The organism is Mucilaginibacter sp. 3215 (assembly GCF_050433785.1).
Lineage (GTDB): Bacteria > Bacteroidota > Bacteroidia > Sphingobacteriales > Sphingobacteriaceae > Mucilaginibacter.
In genome coordinates, this window is sequence record NZ_JBNPWO010000004.1 from 1 (window position 1) to 16591 (window position 16591).

Sequence of the window (16591 nt, forward strand, 5' to 3'; positions counted from 1 at the left end):
TTTCCCTCAAGGATAGGTCGGTTGATGATGGGCTTTGGAACACATGCCCAATACTTGCTAAAGTATATTTATCAAAGCGCCTTTACGGGCGCACCACGCAGTTTCCGTACTCGCTCTATCTTCCTGCCTTTATGAATAGTAATTGTATTGGATATTATTTCCATAACTAATTTTATAATTTAGTTTCGATCAGCTTAGCCTTTTCTTTTTCACTTGCAAGTAGTCGTTCATACAATTCGATAATTTTTTCGATTGGATTGAATTCTTGCTGGATCGCGATTGAAGAATCAGCAAATGTATTATTCTCTACATTATTGTTGATCGTATAAATTGCTAAATTATCATCAAAGCTTTCAATTGCATCAGGGCTAACTCGCAGTGCAATGGCTATTTTATTAAGGATTTCGGCGTCTACATGTCCAGTTTGTTCTATTTGAGAAACTTCTTGCTGACTAATACCTACTTCCAATGCCAATGCTTCTTGCTTTATTCCTCTCAATGATCTAATCATTGATATCTTATAACCGAGATGTTTAGTTTGATCACTGTGTTCCATGGTAAAATTGATTTCAAATATTGGTAAAGATATTAAAAGTCAACCAAAAAACGGTACAAGTCAACTCGTAATTATTATTTTTTTATAATTTATACTGTATTTTAGTACTCATATGCAAATGACTACTAATGTGAAATATAGTTTTTTTTCGTCTGTTGAAATTTGTCATTTCAGGACAAATCGATTATATCGCAGATGGCATTTGCAACTTCGCGAAATTGAAGCTTCGAATCTCTCCAAGAATCTTCATGCAACGATCATTAAAAGCCCTACGTAAATACTGAAAAAGGCAGCTCCGTTAATAGTTAATTAAAACCGGCTGCCGTTTTCTTTCATTTTGCCTGACCGTGAAACCACTGGTTTTTCATCGGAAGGGATGGGTTATGTCGTTAGTTTATGGTTTATTTTCTGGTCGTATATGGGTGCTGTAGTAGTGGATCTGAAAGATATGGGTGTGCGGACGCCGGAGCAGGCGGTCCGTGTATTTTTTGAAAGTTTTGATCCTGAAGAAGTGAGGGTAGGGCTGTGGGAGGCCTTTCGCGGGTTTGCCCTGGCATCGGGGTCCACAACGGACAAGGAACTGCCCGACATCCAGGATGTGGCCATTCTTTTCGATGGCCTGATTAGCCTGGTCAACGGTATCTACAATCTGCAAATTAAAACAAGCGGCCGCTGTGTCATCTGCGGGAGAAGCGATGCTGGTTAAGCAGGAGCGGGGGACAGGCGGCAACAATGATGCCGGCGTGCATGCCTCGGGTTAGTATTCCCGGCAGCTGCAGGGTTGTTCTGGTTCAATAATTATTCTTTAATGTGATTTAAAATGAAGCGATTTTTTTGCTTCCTGGCCTTGCTTTGCTTTTTTTTCGGAGCAGGTGCGCAGGAAAATACAGCTATAAATGCGGGTGCCGGCACGGTAGTTCCGCTGAAAATAGGGGATAAAGTACCGCCGGTGGCACTGTCCGGTGTAATCAATGGTGCCGGTTTATCGGGGAAAGATCTGTCGGCTTTTAAAGGTAAACTGCTGATATTGGATTTCTGGGCGACCTGGTGCGCGCCCTGCGTTTCCGTCATGCCCAGGCTCGATTCCCTGCAGGAGATTTTCCGGGGAAAACTGCAGTTTTTGCCGGTAGCCTACGAGGACGAAGCGGAAGTCCGGATGTTTCTGGACAAGCGCCGGGCCGCCACAGGCCGCGGGGCGCAGGGCCCGATCATCACCGGCGACAAAAAGCTCGCCGCGCTCTTTCCGCACCAGAGCCTGCCGCATTTCGTATGGATCGGCACCGACGGCATCGTCAAAGCCATTACTGACGACCGCGAAATAACAGCCGTCCGCATCAGGGCGATGCTGGCCTTGCAGGATGCGCCGATGCCTTTAAAGCGGGATAGCATAACCGTTTATGACCATACCCGGCCCCTGTTCGGCTCCGGTGCACCTGCCGCAAACACCCTGATGCAGGCCAGCCTCTCCCTTTATATCGAAGGCATTGGTTCAGGCATCTACAAGGATGTAGACCTGGATTCCGGTGAGCCCGCCAGGAGGATCACCACGCGCAACCAGACGATCACCGATCTGTTCCGGCTGGCCTACCAGAAGGAACAGAAAGAAACGCTGGTGGAGGTAGCGGATACCACCACCCTGCTGCCACCGGCCATCCGGGGCAGGGCATACCTCGACTGGCTGAAAGCGGGCCATGGCTATTGCTATGAACTGCTGCTGCCCGAAAAAGAAAAAAAAGAAGCCTACCGGCTCATGCGCGGACAGCTGCAGAGCTATTTCAACGCTTATGAAGCGCATGTAGAAAAAAGGAAAGTGACCTGCCTGGTACTGGTACGTACAGACAACCGGGACCGGCTGCATACCTCCGGCGGCGCCCCATCGGCTGCCATCGACGGGTTCAGCTGCGATTTTGAAAGCTGCTACCTCTACGTGTTCCTGAGCCGAATGAAGATCGCCATGCAGGGCTATCCCTATCCCCTGGTCGACCAGACCGGTTATCAGGAAATGGCGGATATCAGGCTCAGCGCCAGGATGAACGACCTGAACGATGTGAACCGGGCCCTGGCGGCCTACGGCCTGCGTTTTGAAAAGAAACCGGCAGAGATCAGCATGCTCGTCATCCGTGATGCCGGATCCCCGGGCCATTAACCGCTTTTTACCACTAAATCATTCCTCATGAAGCCATTGATACGAACCTATTTATTCTTGCTTTGCCTGGTCCGGGCCATGGTCACACAAGCCCAGGACAACCGGGTCACCGGGACCGTCCGTTCGGCGGAAACCCGCCTGCCCCTGCACGGTGCGACGGTACATCTCAAAGAAAGCACCGGGGGTGTCCTGACCGACAGCCTCGGCCGGTTCAGGCTGGCAGCCCCTAAAGGACAAGGTGTATTAACGGTCTCCTTTGTCGGGTTTCGCAGCCGGGAAATACCAGTCCCCCCGAACGCGGATCCCATCGAAGTTTTCCTGGAACCGGCAGCCGAAGCCATCCCGGAGGTGGTCGTATCCACCGGTTACCAGCAGGTGCCCGCCGAAAGGGCAACAGGTTCCTTTGTACAGCTGGACAACAAGCTGCTGAACCGCAGGATCAGTACCGGTATCCTTGACAGGCTGGAAGATGTAACCCCCGGGTTGCTGTTCAACAAAGGAAAGTCCGCAGGCGCCAACCTGATCAGTATCCGCGGGCAGAATACCATTTACGGGAATGCGAACCCGCTGGTCGTGCTGGATAATTTTCCTTTCGACGGCGATATCAATGACATCAACCCGAACGACGTCGAAAGCATCTCCGTCCTTAAAGACGCCGCGGCTGCTTCGATCTGGGGCTCCCGCGCCGGGAACGGCGTGATCGTGATCACCACCAAAAAAGGGAAGTATAACCAGGCCCTGAAGATCGGGTTCAATGCAGCCGCCACCGTGGGGGAGAAGCCCGATTTGTTTTACCAGCTGAGGATGTCTTCAGCGGATTTTGCCGCCATGGAAAGGCAATTGTTTGCATCGGGATTTTATGAGCAGGCAGAAACGGGGTACAACAACCCCGCTATTACACCCGTAGCCGAAATACTGATCGCAGGCCGGGACGGGCGGATCTCCGCATCGGAAGCCGACCGGCAGATCCGGGAGCTGACCGCGCACGATGTGCGCGACGACTTCAATCAATACTTTTACCGGAAGAGCTTCACCCGGCAATACGCATTGAACCTGACCGGAGGGACCGATAGGCAGCGCTTCAACCTTTCCGCGGGTTACGACCATAACCGTGAAAACCTTGTCCGGAACGGTTATGAGCGCTACACCTTTAATGCGGGGCAAACTTTGTCCCTCCTGAAAAAGAAGCTGGAGATCAGCACCGGCTTTTATTACACGCAATCCAATACCGTGCTGGACAATCCGGGCACCGGCCTGATCGGGCTGAACACCGGGAACGGTGCCTCCCTGTATCCCTACGCCCGGCTTGCCGACGTTTCGGGCAATCCACTGGCCATCACGCACGATTACCGGGAAAGCTTCATTGCCGGTGCCCGGCAACAGGGCCTGCTCGACTGGAGCTACAGCCCGCTGGCGGAAATGCGAACAGGGGACAGCCGGAACAAAGCGGCAGACTACCGGATCAACATCGCCCTTTCGTACAAGATCAGGCCGTACTTAACCGCCGCGGTATTATACCAGTACGGCAGGTCCATCACCGACAAAAGACAATTGCAAAGCCTGGCCAGTTATTATACCCGTAACCTGATCAATAATTTTACGCAGGCGGACGGTGCCGGCGGGCTGACCTACGCCATCCCGATGGGCGGGATCCTCGACGTCGGGAACATCAGCGCAACGACCGGGGACTTTCGTGCCCAGCTCAGCTTCAACAGGCAGTGGGGGGAGAAACACAGCCTGACCGCGATCGGTGGCTATGAACTCCGGCAATTTCATACCCTTTCCGGCAGCAACCGTTCGTATGGTTATGACGATACCCACGCGACCGCCCTCCCGGTGGATTATACCGGCAATTATCCCCAGTATGCCATACCCGGTTACCTCAGCACCGTGCCTTACGATAACAGTTTTGCTGACCTGACTGACCGCAACCTGTCCTATTATGCGAATGCCGCCTACACGTACCTCGACCGTTATACCGTTTCGGGCAGCGGCAGGCTTGACCGGAGCAACCTATTCGGCGTGAAAGCGAACCAGCAGGGCGTTCCGCTGTATTCCGCCGGGCTCAGCTGGAACATCAGTAAGGAAACCTTCTACCAGGTCAACTGGCTGCCCAGTCTCAAATTACGCCTGACCTATGGCTATAACGGCAATGTCAATAAATCGATATCCGCCTATACCACGGCACAATACCTGACGGGGAACCCCATCAATACGACCTACGCTGAAGTGATCAACCCGCCCAACCCGGAACTGCGCTGGGAGCGGGTCAGGGTGATCAATGCAGGCATTGATTTTGCCAGTTTGGGCAACCGCCTGAGCGGAACTATCGAGCCCTATTTCAAGCGCGGCCTCGACCTGATCGGCGATATTCCCTACGCCCCTTCGACCGGTATCACGACTTTCAGGGGCAACACCGCGAACACCCGGGGGCACGGGATCGATATCACCCTCAATTCCAGGAACCTGACCGGGGTCCTCCAATGGCAGAGCAGTTTACTGTTCAGTTACGTAACGGATAAAGTAGTTGATTACGCGCTGAAACAGGATGCTGGTTCTTATACCAGCTTGGCAGACAATGAGGTATTCCCGCTGGCGGGACGGCCGTTCTACGCGGTATACAGCTACCGTTTTGCGGGCCTGGACCCTCAAACAGGTGATCCGCGGGGGTACCTGAACGGTCAGCCCAGTAAAGATTACAGCGGTATACTGGCGGCGGCCAGACCGGACAGCCTGCTTTATAACGGACCTGCCCGGCCTGTTGTTTTCGGCGCGTTCCGGAACACGTTTAGCTACAAAAACTTTTCCCTGTCCGCCAACATCAGTTATCGTTTCGGTTATTACTTCCGCCAGCGCGGTATTTTCTATGCCAGTGTACTGAACGGTACCGGGTATTACGAGGGACGGTATGCCGAACGCTGGCAGCAGCCCGGTGATGAGCGCCATACGACCGTCCCTTCGCTGCCGGCGTCGATCGACAATGCCCGGGACAGTTTCTACAACTACTCCTCGGCAACCGTGGAAAAAGCGGATAACATCCGCCTGCAGGATATCAGCCTGGCGTATGAATTCAACCGTTCCGCCAACCGGGGATTGCCTTTCAGCAGGTTGCAGGTCTACCTGTATGCCAACAATATCGGTATCATCTGGAAGGCCACCAAAACCAGGTTCGACCCGGATTACCCATCGGCCGATTATCCCCCGGTGCGCACGGTAGCACTGGGGCTGCGGGGAGATTTTTGAAGCGAGGAAAATAAAACTGATTAACAGCAAGTATATGAAAATACATCCCATTTTACAGATCGCCTTACTGGCTGCAACCTGCCTGGCGTATGCCTGCCAGAACGGCTATTTGAAGAAAGTACCCGATAAGTCCGTCCTGGTACCGCAGACATACGCTGATTTTACAGCACTGATGGATAATATGACTGTGTTCAATACCAGTCCCGCCCTGCAGGAGATCGGCTCGGACGATTACCGGACCGGTGACGCAGGTTTTACCGCGCTGACCTCGGAATTACAAAAAAACAGCTATATATGGACGGCAGATATCTATGAAGGACAGCCCTGCCCGGACTGGAATATTCCCTACCAGCAGGTATTCTACGCGAATATCGTGTTGGATGGCCTCGCGGCCCTGAAACCTGCGGCCGCAGAACAGGAAAGCTGGAATACGGCAAGAGGAAGCGCGCTGTTTCACCGGGCCTTTGCCTTTTATAACCTGGTGCAGCTCTTTGCAGCTGCCTACGATCCTGCTTCAGCAGTAACCCTTCCCGGTGTTCCGCTCAGGCTGACCGCCGATGTCAACGTGAAGGCTGGCCGGGGTAACCTGAAGCAGGTATACGACCAGGTGATCCATGACCTGACCGAAGCGGACCAGCTCCTGCCGGGCCAGGTCGCTTATAAGAACCGCCCCTCCAAAACAGCGGCCGAGGCCCTGCTGGCCAGGGTCATGCTCAGCATGGGGGATTACAACCAGGCAGCGTCCTACGCGACAGCGGCGCTGAGCCAAAATCATAAGCTGACCGACTATAACGGACTGGATACGCTCGTCGCCAATCCTTTTCCTTATATCCCCGCCGCGGATAACCCGGAAGTGATCTTTTATGATAAACTGATCAGCTATGGGTTCAGCTCCTCGACAAGGACAACGGTAGCTCCCGAATTATATATCCTTTATGCTGCAGACGACCTGCGCAGGCCGGTTTTCTTCGCCGGCAGCGGGCCAAATACCTATTTCAAAGGTCGCTACACCGGGTTCCGGCTGCAGCTGTTCGGCGGGCTCGCGGTCGACGAGCTTTACCTCATCCGCGCCGAAAGCCTCGCACGGTTGGGGAAAACGGGTGATGCCCTGGCAGAGCTGAACACCCTGCTGAAATCAAGGTGGCGTACAGGAACCTATCAGGATGTAACCGTGAGCAGCAATGACGAACTTTTAAAAAAAGTACTCCTCGAACGGCGAAAGGAGCTTGTGTTTCGCGGCATACGCTGGAGCGATCTCCGGCGGCTGAACAAAGATCCCGCGTTCGCCACGACGCTCAGCCGGACAGTAGCGGGTAAATCCTATACACTGGCACCGGGGGACAAACGATACGTGTTCCCGATCCCGCAGCAGGAGTTGCTGGCGAATGATATCGAGCAGAACGAAAGATAAAAACAAAAAACAACCGGCGCGAGGCCGGTTGCAGAACGGATCAGGCGGGATTTATTGGGCAAATACCCCGGTTTCCTGTGAAATGTAACCATTTGGGTTGGTGTTCGGGTTTTGGCCGGCAGGATAGGTGCGGGTACAAACGGTTGATCCCGGATCACAAGTGTAAGCGCCAGTCACCTGGATGTAAGTGCTGCCGTTCAGGCCCCATTTCACATTGGCCGGTTTAGCAGATGTGGCAAATGCAGCGCCTGTTCCTAATAATACCGCGATGGCGGCGAGGTTCAATTTCATGCCTTTCATGATGTGGGAACGCTTTATTGGATCAAAAAACGCTCAGAAAAACTTTGGTTGATGAATGGTTGCCTACTCTTTTCGCAGGTTTTCGGCTTTCCCCTGTTTGGATCAGTCAGTTAATAAGGCTGGTGGTTTTCTTTCAGCGTAATGGAAGTATATGGCCATCAGGTTTAGGATAAGGAAGAACCAGTTGAAAATGAGGTGTGCTGTCCAGGACATGTGGTTCAGGATACCGCCGCAGGAGCAGGGCACGCGGTCCCAGTAATGCAGCATGACCAGGGAAATGTAACCCGTGAAGGCAACAAGCAGTATTGCCGAGAGAAATAGCCCGGTCAGTACTGTCCGCTTAAAGGAAAGAAGGCCCGCGGTTACGATTTCGGCGACGGGCAGGCAGTAAGTTAATGACGCCGCAAAACTGTGTGAGAAGTTTTGATTGTATAACTGCTGCCTGAAGTCTGAAAAGGTTAGCAGTTTACTTAAGGCTGCGTAGATAAATAGCATGATCAGCAGCGAAATGATAAAGGATTGAGTCGTTTTCATGTTCCGGTGATTGTTGGGAACAAAGTACGGGACGACCGAAATAGTAAAACAGTGGTAAACGGGTAGCATACCCTTTTTTGATAGTGTATATGGCTGTAATTGAGTATTATAATTTTTTTGACCGGGTATTTTTACGGGTACCGTTCTATAGTTTTGAAAATTATGACCTGGGGAAAGTATTCCGGGTGCTCAGCGATCCCGCTTTCCGGGATGCGGTCTGGCTGGCCAGTCCTGTTTATCACCGGGAATTGGAAAAGAAAGGTTTTGATTACAACCTTTTATCGGAGAAGGAGCGGTTTACGCTGTATAAGTATTATAACCGCATGTCTTTTCGTTGTACTCCTTTTGGCGCATTTGCGTCATGTACAATGGCCGGTTGGTCAGCCATGGACAAGCTTGTACTTGAAAAAAAGGCTGTTCTTCATGTATTGCCTTCCTGGAAATGGTTGCAGGCGAGAAATGCTGTATTAAAAGAAAGCTCCGCGGATTTCATGATCTACAGTAACCCGTCATTGTACCGGCAGGGAAATTTCTGGCGGTACACCGTCTCCCGGGCGGGCGCAAATGGGAAACTTGACTTTTCCATGCAGGGAATAGCGGCGGAGCCTCTGAATAATTACCTGATAAAGCGGTCGGCCAGGGGTCCCCTTAAGCGTTCCGAACTGGTCACCTTGCTTAAGGAACGTTCGGGATGCAGCGCTGACGATGCGGTAACTTATGTTGCTTTTCTGATCGATGAGCAGGTGTTGCTCTCCGAATTTGACGGGTCATTGCTTGAGAAGGAGTTGAATGACAGAAACGGAACCGATCCCGAGCCGGCTGCGAAATTTTGGGAGGAGCAAAGATCAGTCGTTATACCGGCGGCGCCGGCTATTGCGGAGCGTGCGGCGAAGTTGCGTGAATTGAATATGGTCTCCGGGATAAACGGCGGTGCAGACCTGTTCTACGCGGGTGTGGGGCGGGCCCTGAAAGCGGGCGGTATCGGGGATTGGCAGCAGCACGAACTCGGGCAGGCTATCGGGTTTCTGGCAAAGCTCGTTCGGCCGTTTAATCCGCCTGCGATGCAGGATTTTATAACCGCATTTAAGCGCCGCTTTGAAGGCAGGCGGGTGCCATTATTGGAGGCGCTGGACCCGGATACCGGGATTAGTTACGACGGCCTCCATAATCATGCAGAGGGTAACGGTTTGCTCGCAGGTTTGAGCTTTCCTGCAAGTAACAAGTCTGTTATCAGTCATGATTGGGATGCGGTAAGGCAACTTTTTCTCAGGATATGGTTACGGGACAGGAAAAGGGGGGAATGGGATAAAGTGGTTCTTCGAGAAGAAGATTTGAGCTTCCCGGACAGCGCTGAAGAAAGACACCTAAAGCTGCCGCCCTCCCTGTCGGTATTATACAGCAGGGCAGGAGACCAATTAGTGCTGGATAATATCGGAGGAGCAAGTGCTACCGCGCTAACTGGTCGGTTTTCGGTTTTTTCGGACGAGTTGGGTGCTTTTTGCAGGCAAATCGCCCTGGCAGAAAAAAATGCGAATCCGGATATTTTGTTCGCTGAACTACACCATTTATCCCATGAGCATGTGGATAACATCAACAGAAGGGTGCAAATATACGATCACGTCATAGCGTTATCTGGTTATCCGGTGGCTGAAGGAGCCGGGATAGTGCTTCCAGCAGATCTCCTGCTGTCTGTTCAGGGGGATGAGCTTATCCTGGAATCGGTGTCCCTGGGAAAGCGCTTAATCCCCCGGCTACCGACTGCCTATAACTATCATCATAATGAAACACCTGTTTTCCGGCTGCTTGCCCATCTTCAATTTCAGGGGCTGCAGGTAAATTTTAATTTCGACCCGGAGAAGCTTTTTCCCGGATTGCCGTTTTACCCGCGGGTTGAATTCCGGCGCTGTATTTTTTCATTAGCAAAATGGACATTGAGCGGCGAGGATATCAGGTTCCTTTCGGATAAGCCGGTTTCCCTTGGCCGGTTACACCAGTTTCGGCAGGAAAGGGGGATTCCGGCTTTTGTCTCTTTTGGAGGAACGGACCAGCAATTGGTCTTCGATCTGGTCAATGATTCAGAAGCTGTTTTTTTTCTGGATTGTCTCCGCGGAGCCGGCAGAACAGTGCTGCATGAATTTCTGCACCCAGGTGCAGCGGTTTCGGACGGATCGGATTCATTCGCCGCGCAAAGCATCGCTGTAATGCTTAATCCTCTGCCTGTATACAGCGGATTATCACCAGGCTACCCAGTTCGTATGAAACTGCCGCAACGGCGGTTTATGCCGGGCAGCGGGTGGCTCTATATACGGATGGCGTGTACAGAAAGGAGCGCTGATCAGTTATTGACAGGGGTTGTGGTTCCCGTCATCCGTAAAAATGAAGCTATTATCGATCAATGGTTTTTTGTCCGTTACTATGACCCGGATCATCACATCCGGCTGAGGTTTAAAGTAAATGCCGAAAATACCGGCCGTCTACTTTCCGCATTTCATGACGGTTTCTCCAAAGAAATATACAGCCCGATGGTAAAGGAACTTCGTACAGAAACCTATATCCGTGAACTGGAACGCTACGGCCCTGAAATAATCGGAGAGGTGGAGGCATTTTTCTTTGCTTCAAGCGAGTGGGTGATTAACTATCTCGGAATGAAAGAGCACCTGGATGCCAGAGCAGATGAGCTCCTGCCGATAATTTTGGTTTATAGAATGTGCGGGGCATTCTTCCAGGATCTAAAGCAGTTTGAAACCTTTCTCACGGTTGCGGATGCCGGGTTTCGCCGTGAGTTTGACGCAGATAAAACACTGTTGGTCGGGATGGACGGCAAATACAGACAACTCGCCAGAGATCTTGCCCGCATGCTGGAAGACGGAACGTTAGAAGGTGAATTTTCGGTGGCCGGAACCGGACAGATGTTGCAGATGCTGCAGCATTTCAGAAAATTGTGTAAAAATTGGGAACAGGCACGGCAGGAACGGTTGCTGGCAGATCTTGTACATATGCATCTTAACCGTTTCTTTTCTTTCCGGCAACGGCAGCAGGAAGGACTCGTTTACTTTTGTCTCCGGAAATACGTATCTTCCCTGGTGGTACGAAAACGGGATGGCATCAAATGATATCACTGTTCCCGATAACTTGAAAACACAGGATCGCTGAGGTTTTGCAAAAAGGCCTTTTTGTAATCACGGCCGATAGGTACGATATGATCCTGTTCCAGGAACACTTGGCCGGCTTCAATAGACTTTATCCTGGCGGGGTTAATAATAAAGGACCGGTGTATTCTCAGGAACATGTTGTGGGGTAATTTCTCCATGATTTCGCGAAGGGTAAGATAAGCAGAGATGACTTGTCCTGAAAGGTATATTTTTACGTAATTGCCGTCTCCTTCAATAACCAAAATATCCTCAGCGGTAATCCTTTGCAGTTTGCCTTTTGCTGCGGTCTTTACAAAAAAGGAAAAGCTGTTATTGGTTGACATGGTTTCGGATATCGCGTCGGTTCGGATGCTGTGGATGCATTCTAGAAAACGCTCAAAAGTGATCGGCTTGAGCAGATAATCATCGGCCTTTAAGTCATAAGATTCGGGGCCGTATTCCCTGTAAGAGGTGGTAAAAACAATTCTGGTAAGATTGCGGATCAGTTTGGCCAGTGTTAAACCGTTCATGACGGGCATGCCAATATCGAGGAATGTTACTTCAGGCTTTATGGCGGGTATTCTTTCCAGGGCCTCTAACGGGTCACCGGATGTTCCGGCCAATATCAGACCGGGTGTATTCAGAACGTATCCTTTGAGTTGCTCTACGGCATGATACTCGTCATCGACTATAAAAATGGAGATGTTCATAATTGAATTTGTAAAGAAAGTTGAAAAAAGTTTGGCAGCGTGTCGTCAATGTGCAGTCGGTGGGAGGGATAAGCGTATGCTAACCGTAACCGTGTGTTGCGCAGGCCGGTGCCTTCTTTCAGATATGCATTTTCCTGGTAAGACTTTTTGTTCCTTGTTTCAAAGGTCAGGTATCCCGACGCCGTCACGGACAGACTGATAAAAATGTCTTCATCTTTCAGAACACCATGTTTGAAAATATTTTCGGTCAGCGTGAGCAGGACAAAAGGTATGATGGAATATGTTTTAGTGTCACTTTTATAGTCGAACCGGATATTGAGCGGATAGTCAAATCTTGCCCGGTTGATCATGATCAGATTGTTGATCTGCTCCACTTCATGGCCTAACGCTACTTTAATATCTAATTGAGACGCAGACATGCTGAAGCGGAGTATCTCAATAAGCCGGTAGATAACATCGGCGGCTTTTTCCGAATGTTTATAAACGCTGTAATAGACAAAGTTAAGTGCATTAAAGACCAGGTGCGGATTGATTCGCTGTTGTAACAAAGCGTTTCGGGTATTACCTAATTGTATCGTCGTTTCTGCGGCCTCTTTTTCAAGGCGTGAAAAACTGCTTGCTGACCAGTATAAGGTGCCGAGCCCCAAAAAGTAAACGTTTCGAAAAAGATCCAATATGATGTACTTACGGAACAGTGCTGGATTGTTGATGTGAGCTTTTGCAGCATCAAAAAAATATTCCCCGGCGGATTTCAATAGGAGGAAGAATACAACCGCTCCGAGGACCGAAATAAAGCGTTCAGTATATCGTCGTCTGCGAGGCCCGCGACTCGTCTTATTTAATATGTAAATATACATATAAAACAAACCGATGTTGCAAAGGAAATAATAGAGGTAAGAAAATGAAAGCCCTGATTTGTTATTTAAAAACCAAACGAAGGCCTGCTCGTAGACGGCGAAAACTAGCCAGCCAGTTATATGGACGATGATTTTACGCATTGAAATAATTGGTTTGAAGCGTGCCGTTCCCCGACCTGGTTTAACGTTTACATGCCTAATACTGCCGTTTGCGTAGCGAATTGCGACCGCTGTGATATTATTGTAATATAGAAAAAAATATAATATGAAAACAAATAAAAACAAGTTGCCTAAAAAAGGCGTGGTGAAGTTCTACAGTTACACTAGCAAAGGAATCAGTAATGGATTGGAAACATCTACAGCCAGTGATCCGACAACGACTTGCACGACTGTACTTACAACGACGCACTAATTTCTTAAAAAAAGCAATGCTATGGGCCCGCTCAAAAATGAATTGGTATCAGTGATGGAAAGTACAAAGTTGCCTTCAAGCGCAACTTCCATCTCAGATTGCAGTTCAGGGAATTCCGCGGGCCCTGATTTTTTATGTTTCAGCCAACTCTGTGAGCAGGTGCGCGAAGGTTGGGCCGATGCGGTATTTTCCGATGCCACCGACGGTGCGTTAGGTCGTTATTTTAACTACCACTTCGATCTTCTACGTGATTTATTAAGCAACTCCCAGCTAACAGAGACTGAGATTTCGCAACTGCTGGCCCTGATGGACCATCTGCTGCTGTTCTTTAAAAAGTACCTCGATTGGGAAAGACTGTTGCCTGCTGCTTACCTGTCGTTTAAATTTTCCGATATAAAAGAACAGCAAAGTTCAATCAAAAATGTGCTTAACAGATTTCCCGTTGATGACGCACTCCGCAAATGTCTTAAGAAATACTTCTCCGGCATACGGGACGCAATAATTGCCGGTTGTTTATCTTTAGGTGAATTTATCTTTGTCAATAAACTACTGAATGAACTAGCTGTTAAGCTAAAAATGTCCAGTAAGGAAGGTATAAACCAGAGCATTTCAGAACTACTGATCCATCTGAATTTTAATCATCTTGATTTTTTTGTCTACCTGAAAAATAGGACTAAGGCCGAACTGGCTGTCTTTTCTGAACCGGAACGTATTCAAGTGCTCAAGCAAAAAGCCGCAGAAATTCAGCTTAACGGAAGCTCTCTCCGTTATATTTATGATCAAAACTTAGCGCCTATATTAGTGATGTTAAAAGGCTGGATGACAGAAGAAGCGGTGTTAATGGAAGCTGTATTGGAGAAAAACAAAGTCAGTATTCCTGATGCCTGGCCGGGGAAAATCGGCCTGCGGCTTTCTGTTCCGCAATTAGCTTGTCTGATCCACGTTTTTTTTGAAGCCGGTATTTATGCCACTTCCAATCTTACCCAGATATTTAAATCTGCCGCGTTTAATTACAGTACCATCAAACAAGAAAATATATCCCCGGATAGTTTAAGTAAAGAGTTATACAGTATCACCCAAAATACCGCGAAAAAAGTAATGGACCTCCTGCTACAGATGGCCGAATTTATTAAACTTTCTTACTTCCCGGTAGCGGCTGTAATAAGTGTAACAATCCTTTGTCGCTAAGATATTCGCTCAATTCAGCAAGCCAGTGATAATCAAACTCTTTTTTTTGTTGCAATGCCGGCAGTCCGCATTCAATGATCTCAGCCATTGTCCGACATCCCATTTCTTTTGAAGTAACGACGAATCGGTGACTGAGCCCCAGGACTTCGAGTGATTGTTGTAAAACCTGCTGATCTTCCATAGCTGGATATGAACCGCAATTTAAGTATAATTTATATTATGCCTATTATAATAGGTATAATATAATAGGTAAGATTAAAACAGGTATTTCGGTTTCTTTGCCCTATGTGCGCGGGAAGGAAAAAGCTAATCGACGAAGATCAGTCGGAATACTATAAAAAAGTAGGCCGGCGTCTGAAGCATTTCAGAAAGCTTCGAGGCTTCAGCGACTACGATAAGTTTTCGTACGCACACGATCTTAACCGGTCCCAGTATGGTGATTATGAAAAAGGCAAAAATCTGAATATCGGCACTTTGCATAAACTGCTGAAGTTGCTGCAAATCAACGAATCTATATTTTATGGCGAAGGCTACGAAGAGACATAAGACACAAAAGAGCATCAACCCGGAGTTCTTTATAGGATGAGGCAGTTAACAGATAATGATTGCCGCAAAAAAGGAGAGTTGGTTGACTCTCCTTTTTTTATACAGATTTATTGCTTTGGTGTTTTAACGAAAACCTTTCCTTCGGAAACTTAATTAAGGGAAGGTTGTTCAAAGTGCCGGCCATAGCTGACGGCGATAACGGGAGTGAGGTGATAAGCGCATGGCATTGCCGGTCCAATGATCTCTTTTATCATTGTGCATAATTGATTAACGATAAGTTTTGCTTCTTCGGGAGCATTTGCGATGATTGTGATGACCTTTCCGGTTAACGCAAAGCCGGCCCGTCCGTCGAGTATGATGCTATGTGCTTCTTTATTGGCAGGGATCGCAAAGTAAACTCCTAAAGGTTTCAGGAATGCAATTAAGGGCTTGATTAACTGGTCAAAATATTGTGGAACAACACTGATATGGATCAGCCGGCTATTATTGTCTTCCGGAGTGCCGGATATTAAATAGGGTGCGTCAAACGAATGAGCAATTCCGTCTTTAGCCAGTTAACAGGTATAATCGTTTTGCCGGTTTAGTTCAATACCGGTAATTTTATTTCCCGGTTGGCTAAAAGCGTTTTGAGGGTTCCTGATTTTTATTTGTTCCATTTTACTTGTGTTAAAGATGGGTTTTTTTACAGGCAAAGGAACGGGCTTTTAGAAAGCAAAAACAGTGAGAAAAGGGTGGGAAGTAATCTGTGTAATATAGAAGTATGATCGGAAATAGATTTGAAAAATGATAGATGAATTAACTTTTAATGTTTGTCAATTAAGATCGAACTGTCAATGGCCTTAACCCATTTAAACCCTAAAAAAAGAATTAATTCAATTACTATCTGGTTCCAATTTAAGAAAAGTAATTACGTCAATGCAGTCAGTTTAAAGGATATAGCAGCGATTGCACGGCAACGCTTACCCCATTTTTCACACAAGGTCTTCGCAAAGCGTGAAGATCATACAAATCTGCTCACATATGGCTGAACGTGATAAACGACATCAATACCGATTGCAATTTATCTTGTATTTCTTCCATCGTGCTTGCCGCGTCTCAAATTGCGTTTACGCTGTCTTTTTTTAAACGCCTCTTGATTTTTCATATAGAGTACGTATATTGCAAGGTATTATAATACGGCATTTCGCAAATTGCTATTTGCCCGCACTTAACTATTAGCCTTATCATGAATGCAAAAATGACACTTTTTTCCTTCCCTTTTCTTTGTTTTAGTACCAGTTACGCTCAGTGAATAGATGGCGATAAATCGGAAACGGTGTTGCCTAAGCTAATCTGTGTCAAGACGGAATCAATACGCACACTTCATCAAAATAATAGGCGGCACTAACCCGAAGTAGACGACATTCCTCTATAGATGTGACAGTATTCAGCGGCTGCAAAACCTTACAAGTACGTAATAGTATCCCATCGAACGTGCCGGCTTTCATTTTCAAGACAACACCAACCAATCAATATTTAATCAGATGAAAAAACTAACCTTTATCACAATCTTGTTCG

Annotated in this window: 13 protein-coding genes; 7 read left to right on the forward strand and 6 right to left on the reverse strand. The window is 48.4% G+C overall.

Features of this window, described 5'->3' with window-relative positions; translation table 11 throughout:
• Nucleotides 1-172 precede the first annotated feature (172 nt).
• Nucleotides 173-556: a helix-turn-helix domain-containing protein gene (locus tag ABIC84_RS08595; protein ID WP_373614527.1), complete on the reverse strand. Its 384-nt coding sequence runs from the start codon at nt 554-556 to the stop codon at nt 173-175.
• Between the two features lie 337 nt (nt 557-893).
• Here ABIC84_RS08595 and ABIC84_RS08600 point away from each other — a divergent pair, with 337 nt between their 5' ends.
• From ABIC84_RS08600 to ABIC84_RS08615, 4 genes are all read left to right on the forward strand, one after another.
• Nucleotides 894-1262: a hypothetical protein gene (locus ABIC84_RS08600; protein WP_429263322.1), complete on the forward strand. Its 369-nt coding sequence runs from the start codon at nt 894-896 to the stop codon at nt 1260-1262.
• A 114-nt stretch (nt 1263-1376) separates the two neighbouring features.
• Entirely contained in the window at nt 1377-2702 is a 1326-nt protein-coding gene (locus ABIC84_RS08605; protein ID WP_429263323.1) for a TlpA family protein disulfide reductase, read from the forward strand.
• Nucleotides 2703-2729: 27 nt separating this feature from the next.
• Nucleotides 2730-5945, forward strand: coding sequence for a SusC/RagA family TonB-linked outer membrane protein (locus ABIC84_RS08610; protein ID WP_429263324.1), 3216 nt, complete (start codon nt 2730-2732; stop codon nt 5943-5945).
• A gap of 34 nt (nt 5946-5979) precedes the next feature.
• Nucleotides 5980-7356, forward strand: a complete 1377-nt coding sequence (locus ABIC84_RS08615) for a RagB/SusD family nutrient uptake outer membrane protein (RefSeq protein ID WP_429263325.1) — start codon at nt 5980-5982, stop codon at nt 7354-7356.
• A gap of 51 nt (nt 7357-7407) precedes the next feature.
• On the opposite strand, the gene ABIC84_RS08620 is transcribed toward ABIC84_RS08615, so the two are convergent.
• Together ABIC84_RS08620 and ABIC84_RS08625 are read right to left on the reverse strand one after the other, a co-directional pair.
• Nucleotides 7408-7647: a hypothetical protein gene (locus ABIC84_RS08620; RefSeq protein WP_429263326.1), complete on the reverse strand. Its 240-nt coding sequence runs from the start codon at nt 7645-7647 to the stop codon at nt 7408-7410.
• Nucleotides 7648-7758: 111 nt separating this feature from the next.
• The gene (locus ABIC84_RS08625) at nt 7759-8190 is read right to left on the reverse strand and encodes a MauE/DoxX family redox-associated membrane protein (protein ID WP_429263327.1); all 432 of its coding nucleotides are present in this window, start codon (nt 8188-8190) and stop codon (nt 7759-7761) included.
• A gap of 89 nt (nt 8191-8279) precedes the next feature.
• Here ABIC84_RS08625 and ABIC84_RS08630 point away from each other — a divergent pair, with 89 nt between their 5' ends.
• Complete coding sequence (locus tag ABIC84_RS08630; RefSeq protein ID WP_429263328.1) at nt 8280-11303, forward strand: lantibiotic dehydratase; 3024 nt, start codon at nt 8280-8282, stop codon at nt 11301-11303.
• Nucleotides 11304-11305: 2 nt separating this feature from the next.
• On the opposite strand, the gene ABIC84_RS08635 is transcribed toward ABIC84_RS08630, so the two are convergent.
• Nucleotides 11306-12031, reverse strand: coding sequence for a LytR/AlgR family response regulator transcription factor (locus tag ABIC84_RS08635; RefSeq protein ID WP_429263329.1), 726 nt, complete (start codon nt 12029-12031; stop codon nt 11306-11308).
• Complete coding sequence (locus tag ABIC84_RS08640) at nt 12028-13029, reverse strand: sensor histidine kinase (RefSeq protein WP_429263330.1); 1002 nt, start codon at nt 13027-13029, stop codon at nt 12028-12030. Before ABIC84_RS08640 ends, ABIC84_RS08635 begins: the two co-directional genes overlap by 4 nt.
• A 292-nt stretch (nt 13030-13321) precedes the next feature.
• Between ABIC84_RS08640 and ABIC84_RS08645 the strand changes: the two genes are divergently transcribed.
• Nucleotides 13322-14488 (forward strand): hypothetical protein, encoded by a 1167-nt coding sequence (locus ABIC84_RS08645; protein WP_429263331.1) that lies wholly within the window; start codon nt 13322-13324, stop codon nt 14486-14488.
• Here ABIC84_RS08645 and ABIC84_RS08650 read toward each other — a convergent pair.
• Nucleotides 14430-14669: a hypothetical protein gene (locus ABIC84_RS08650; RefSeq protein WP_429263332.1), complete on the reverse strand. Its 240-nt coding sequence runs from the start codon at nt 14667-14669 to the stop codon at nt 14430-14432. The genes ABIC84_RS08645 and ABIC84_RS08650 overlap by 59 nt on opposite strands.
• A 104-nt stretch (nt 14670-14773) precedes the next feature.
• Between ABIC84_RS08650 and ABIC84_RS08655 the strand changes: the two genes are divergently transcribed.
• Nucleotides 14774-15034: a helix-turn-helix domain-containing protein gene (locus ABIC84_RS08655; protein WP_373614513.1), complete on the forward strand. Its 261-nt coding sequence runs from the start codon at nt 14774-14776 to the stop codon at nt 15032-15034.
• Nucleotides 15035-16591 lie beyond the last annotated feature (1557 nt).

Excerpts from the sequence above, each read along its gene's own strand:
- ABIC84_RS08595 (WP_373614527.1), bottom strand. The coding sequence starts at position 556 with ATGGAACACAGTGATCAAACTAAACATCTCGGTTATAAGATATCAATG.
- ABIC84_RS08605 (WP_429263323.1), top strand. The coding sequence starts at position 1,377 with ATGAAGCGATTTTTTTGCTTCCTGGCCTTGCTTTGCTTTTTTTTCGGA.
- ABIC84_RS08610 (WP_429263324.1), top strand. The coding sequence starts at position 2,730 with ATGAAGCCATTGATACGAACCTATTTATTCTTGCTTTGCCTGGTCCGG.
- ABIC84_RS08615 (WP_429263325.1), top strand. The coding sequence starts at position 5,980 with ATGAAAATACATCCCATTTTACAGATCGCCTTACTGGCTGCAACCTGC.
- ABIC84_RS08620 (WP_429263326.1), bottom strand. The coding sequence starts at position 7,647 with ATGAAATTGAACCTCGCCGCCATCGCGGTATTATTAGGAACAGGCGCT.
- ABIC84_RS08625 (WP_429263327.1), bottom strand. The coding sequence starts at position 8,190 with ATGAAAACGACTCAATCCTTTATCATTTCGCTGCTGATCATGCTATTT.
- ABIC84_RS08630 (WP_429263328.1), top strand. The coding sequence starts at position 8,280 with ATGGCTGTAATTGAGTATTATAATTTTTTTGACCGGGTATTTTTACGG.
- ABIC84_RS08635 (WP_429263329.1), bottom strand. The coding sequence starts at position 12,031 with ATGAACATCTCCATTTTTATAGTCGATGACGAGTATCATGCCGTAGAG.
- ABIC84_RS08640 (WP_429263330.1), bottom strand. The coding sequence starts at position 13,029 with ATGCGTAAAATCATCGTCCATATAACTGGCTGGCTAGTTTTCGCCGTC.
- ABIC84_RS08645 (WP_429263331.1), top strand. The coding sequence starts at position 13,322 with ATGGGCCCGCTCAAAAATGAATTGGTATCAGTGATGGAAAGTACAAAG.
- ABIC84_RS08650 (WP_429263332.1), bottom strand. The coding sequence starts at position 14,669 with ATGGAAGATCAGCAGGTTTTACAACAATCACTCGAAGTCCTGGGGCTC.
- ABIC84_RS08655 (WP_373614513.1), top strand. The coding sequence starts at position 14,774 with ATGTGCGCGGGAAGGAAAAAGCTAATCGACGAAGATCAGTCGGAATAC.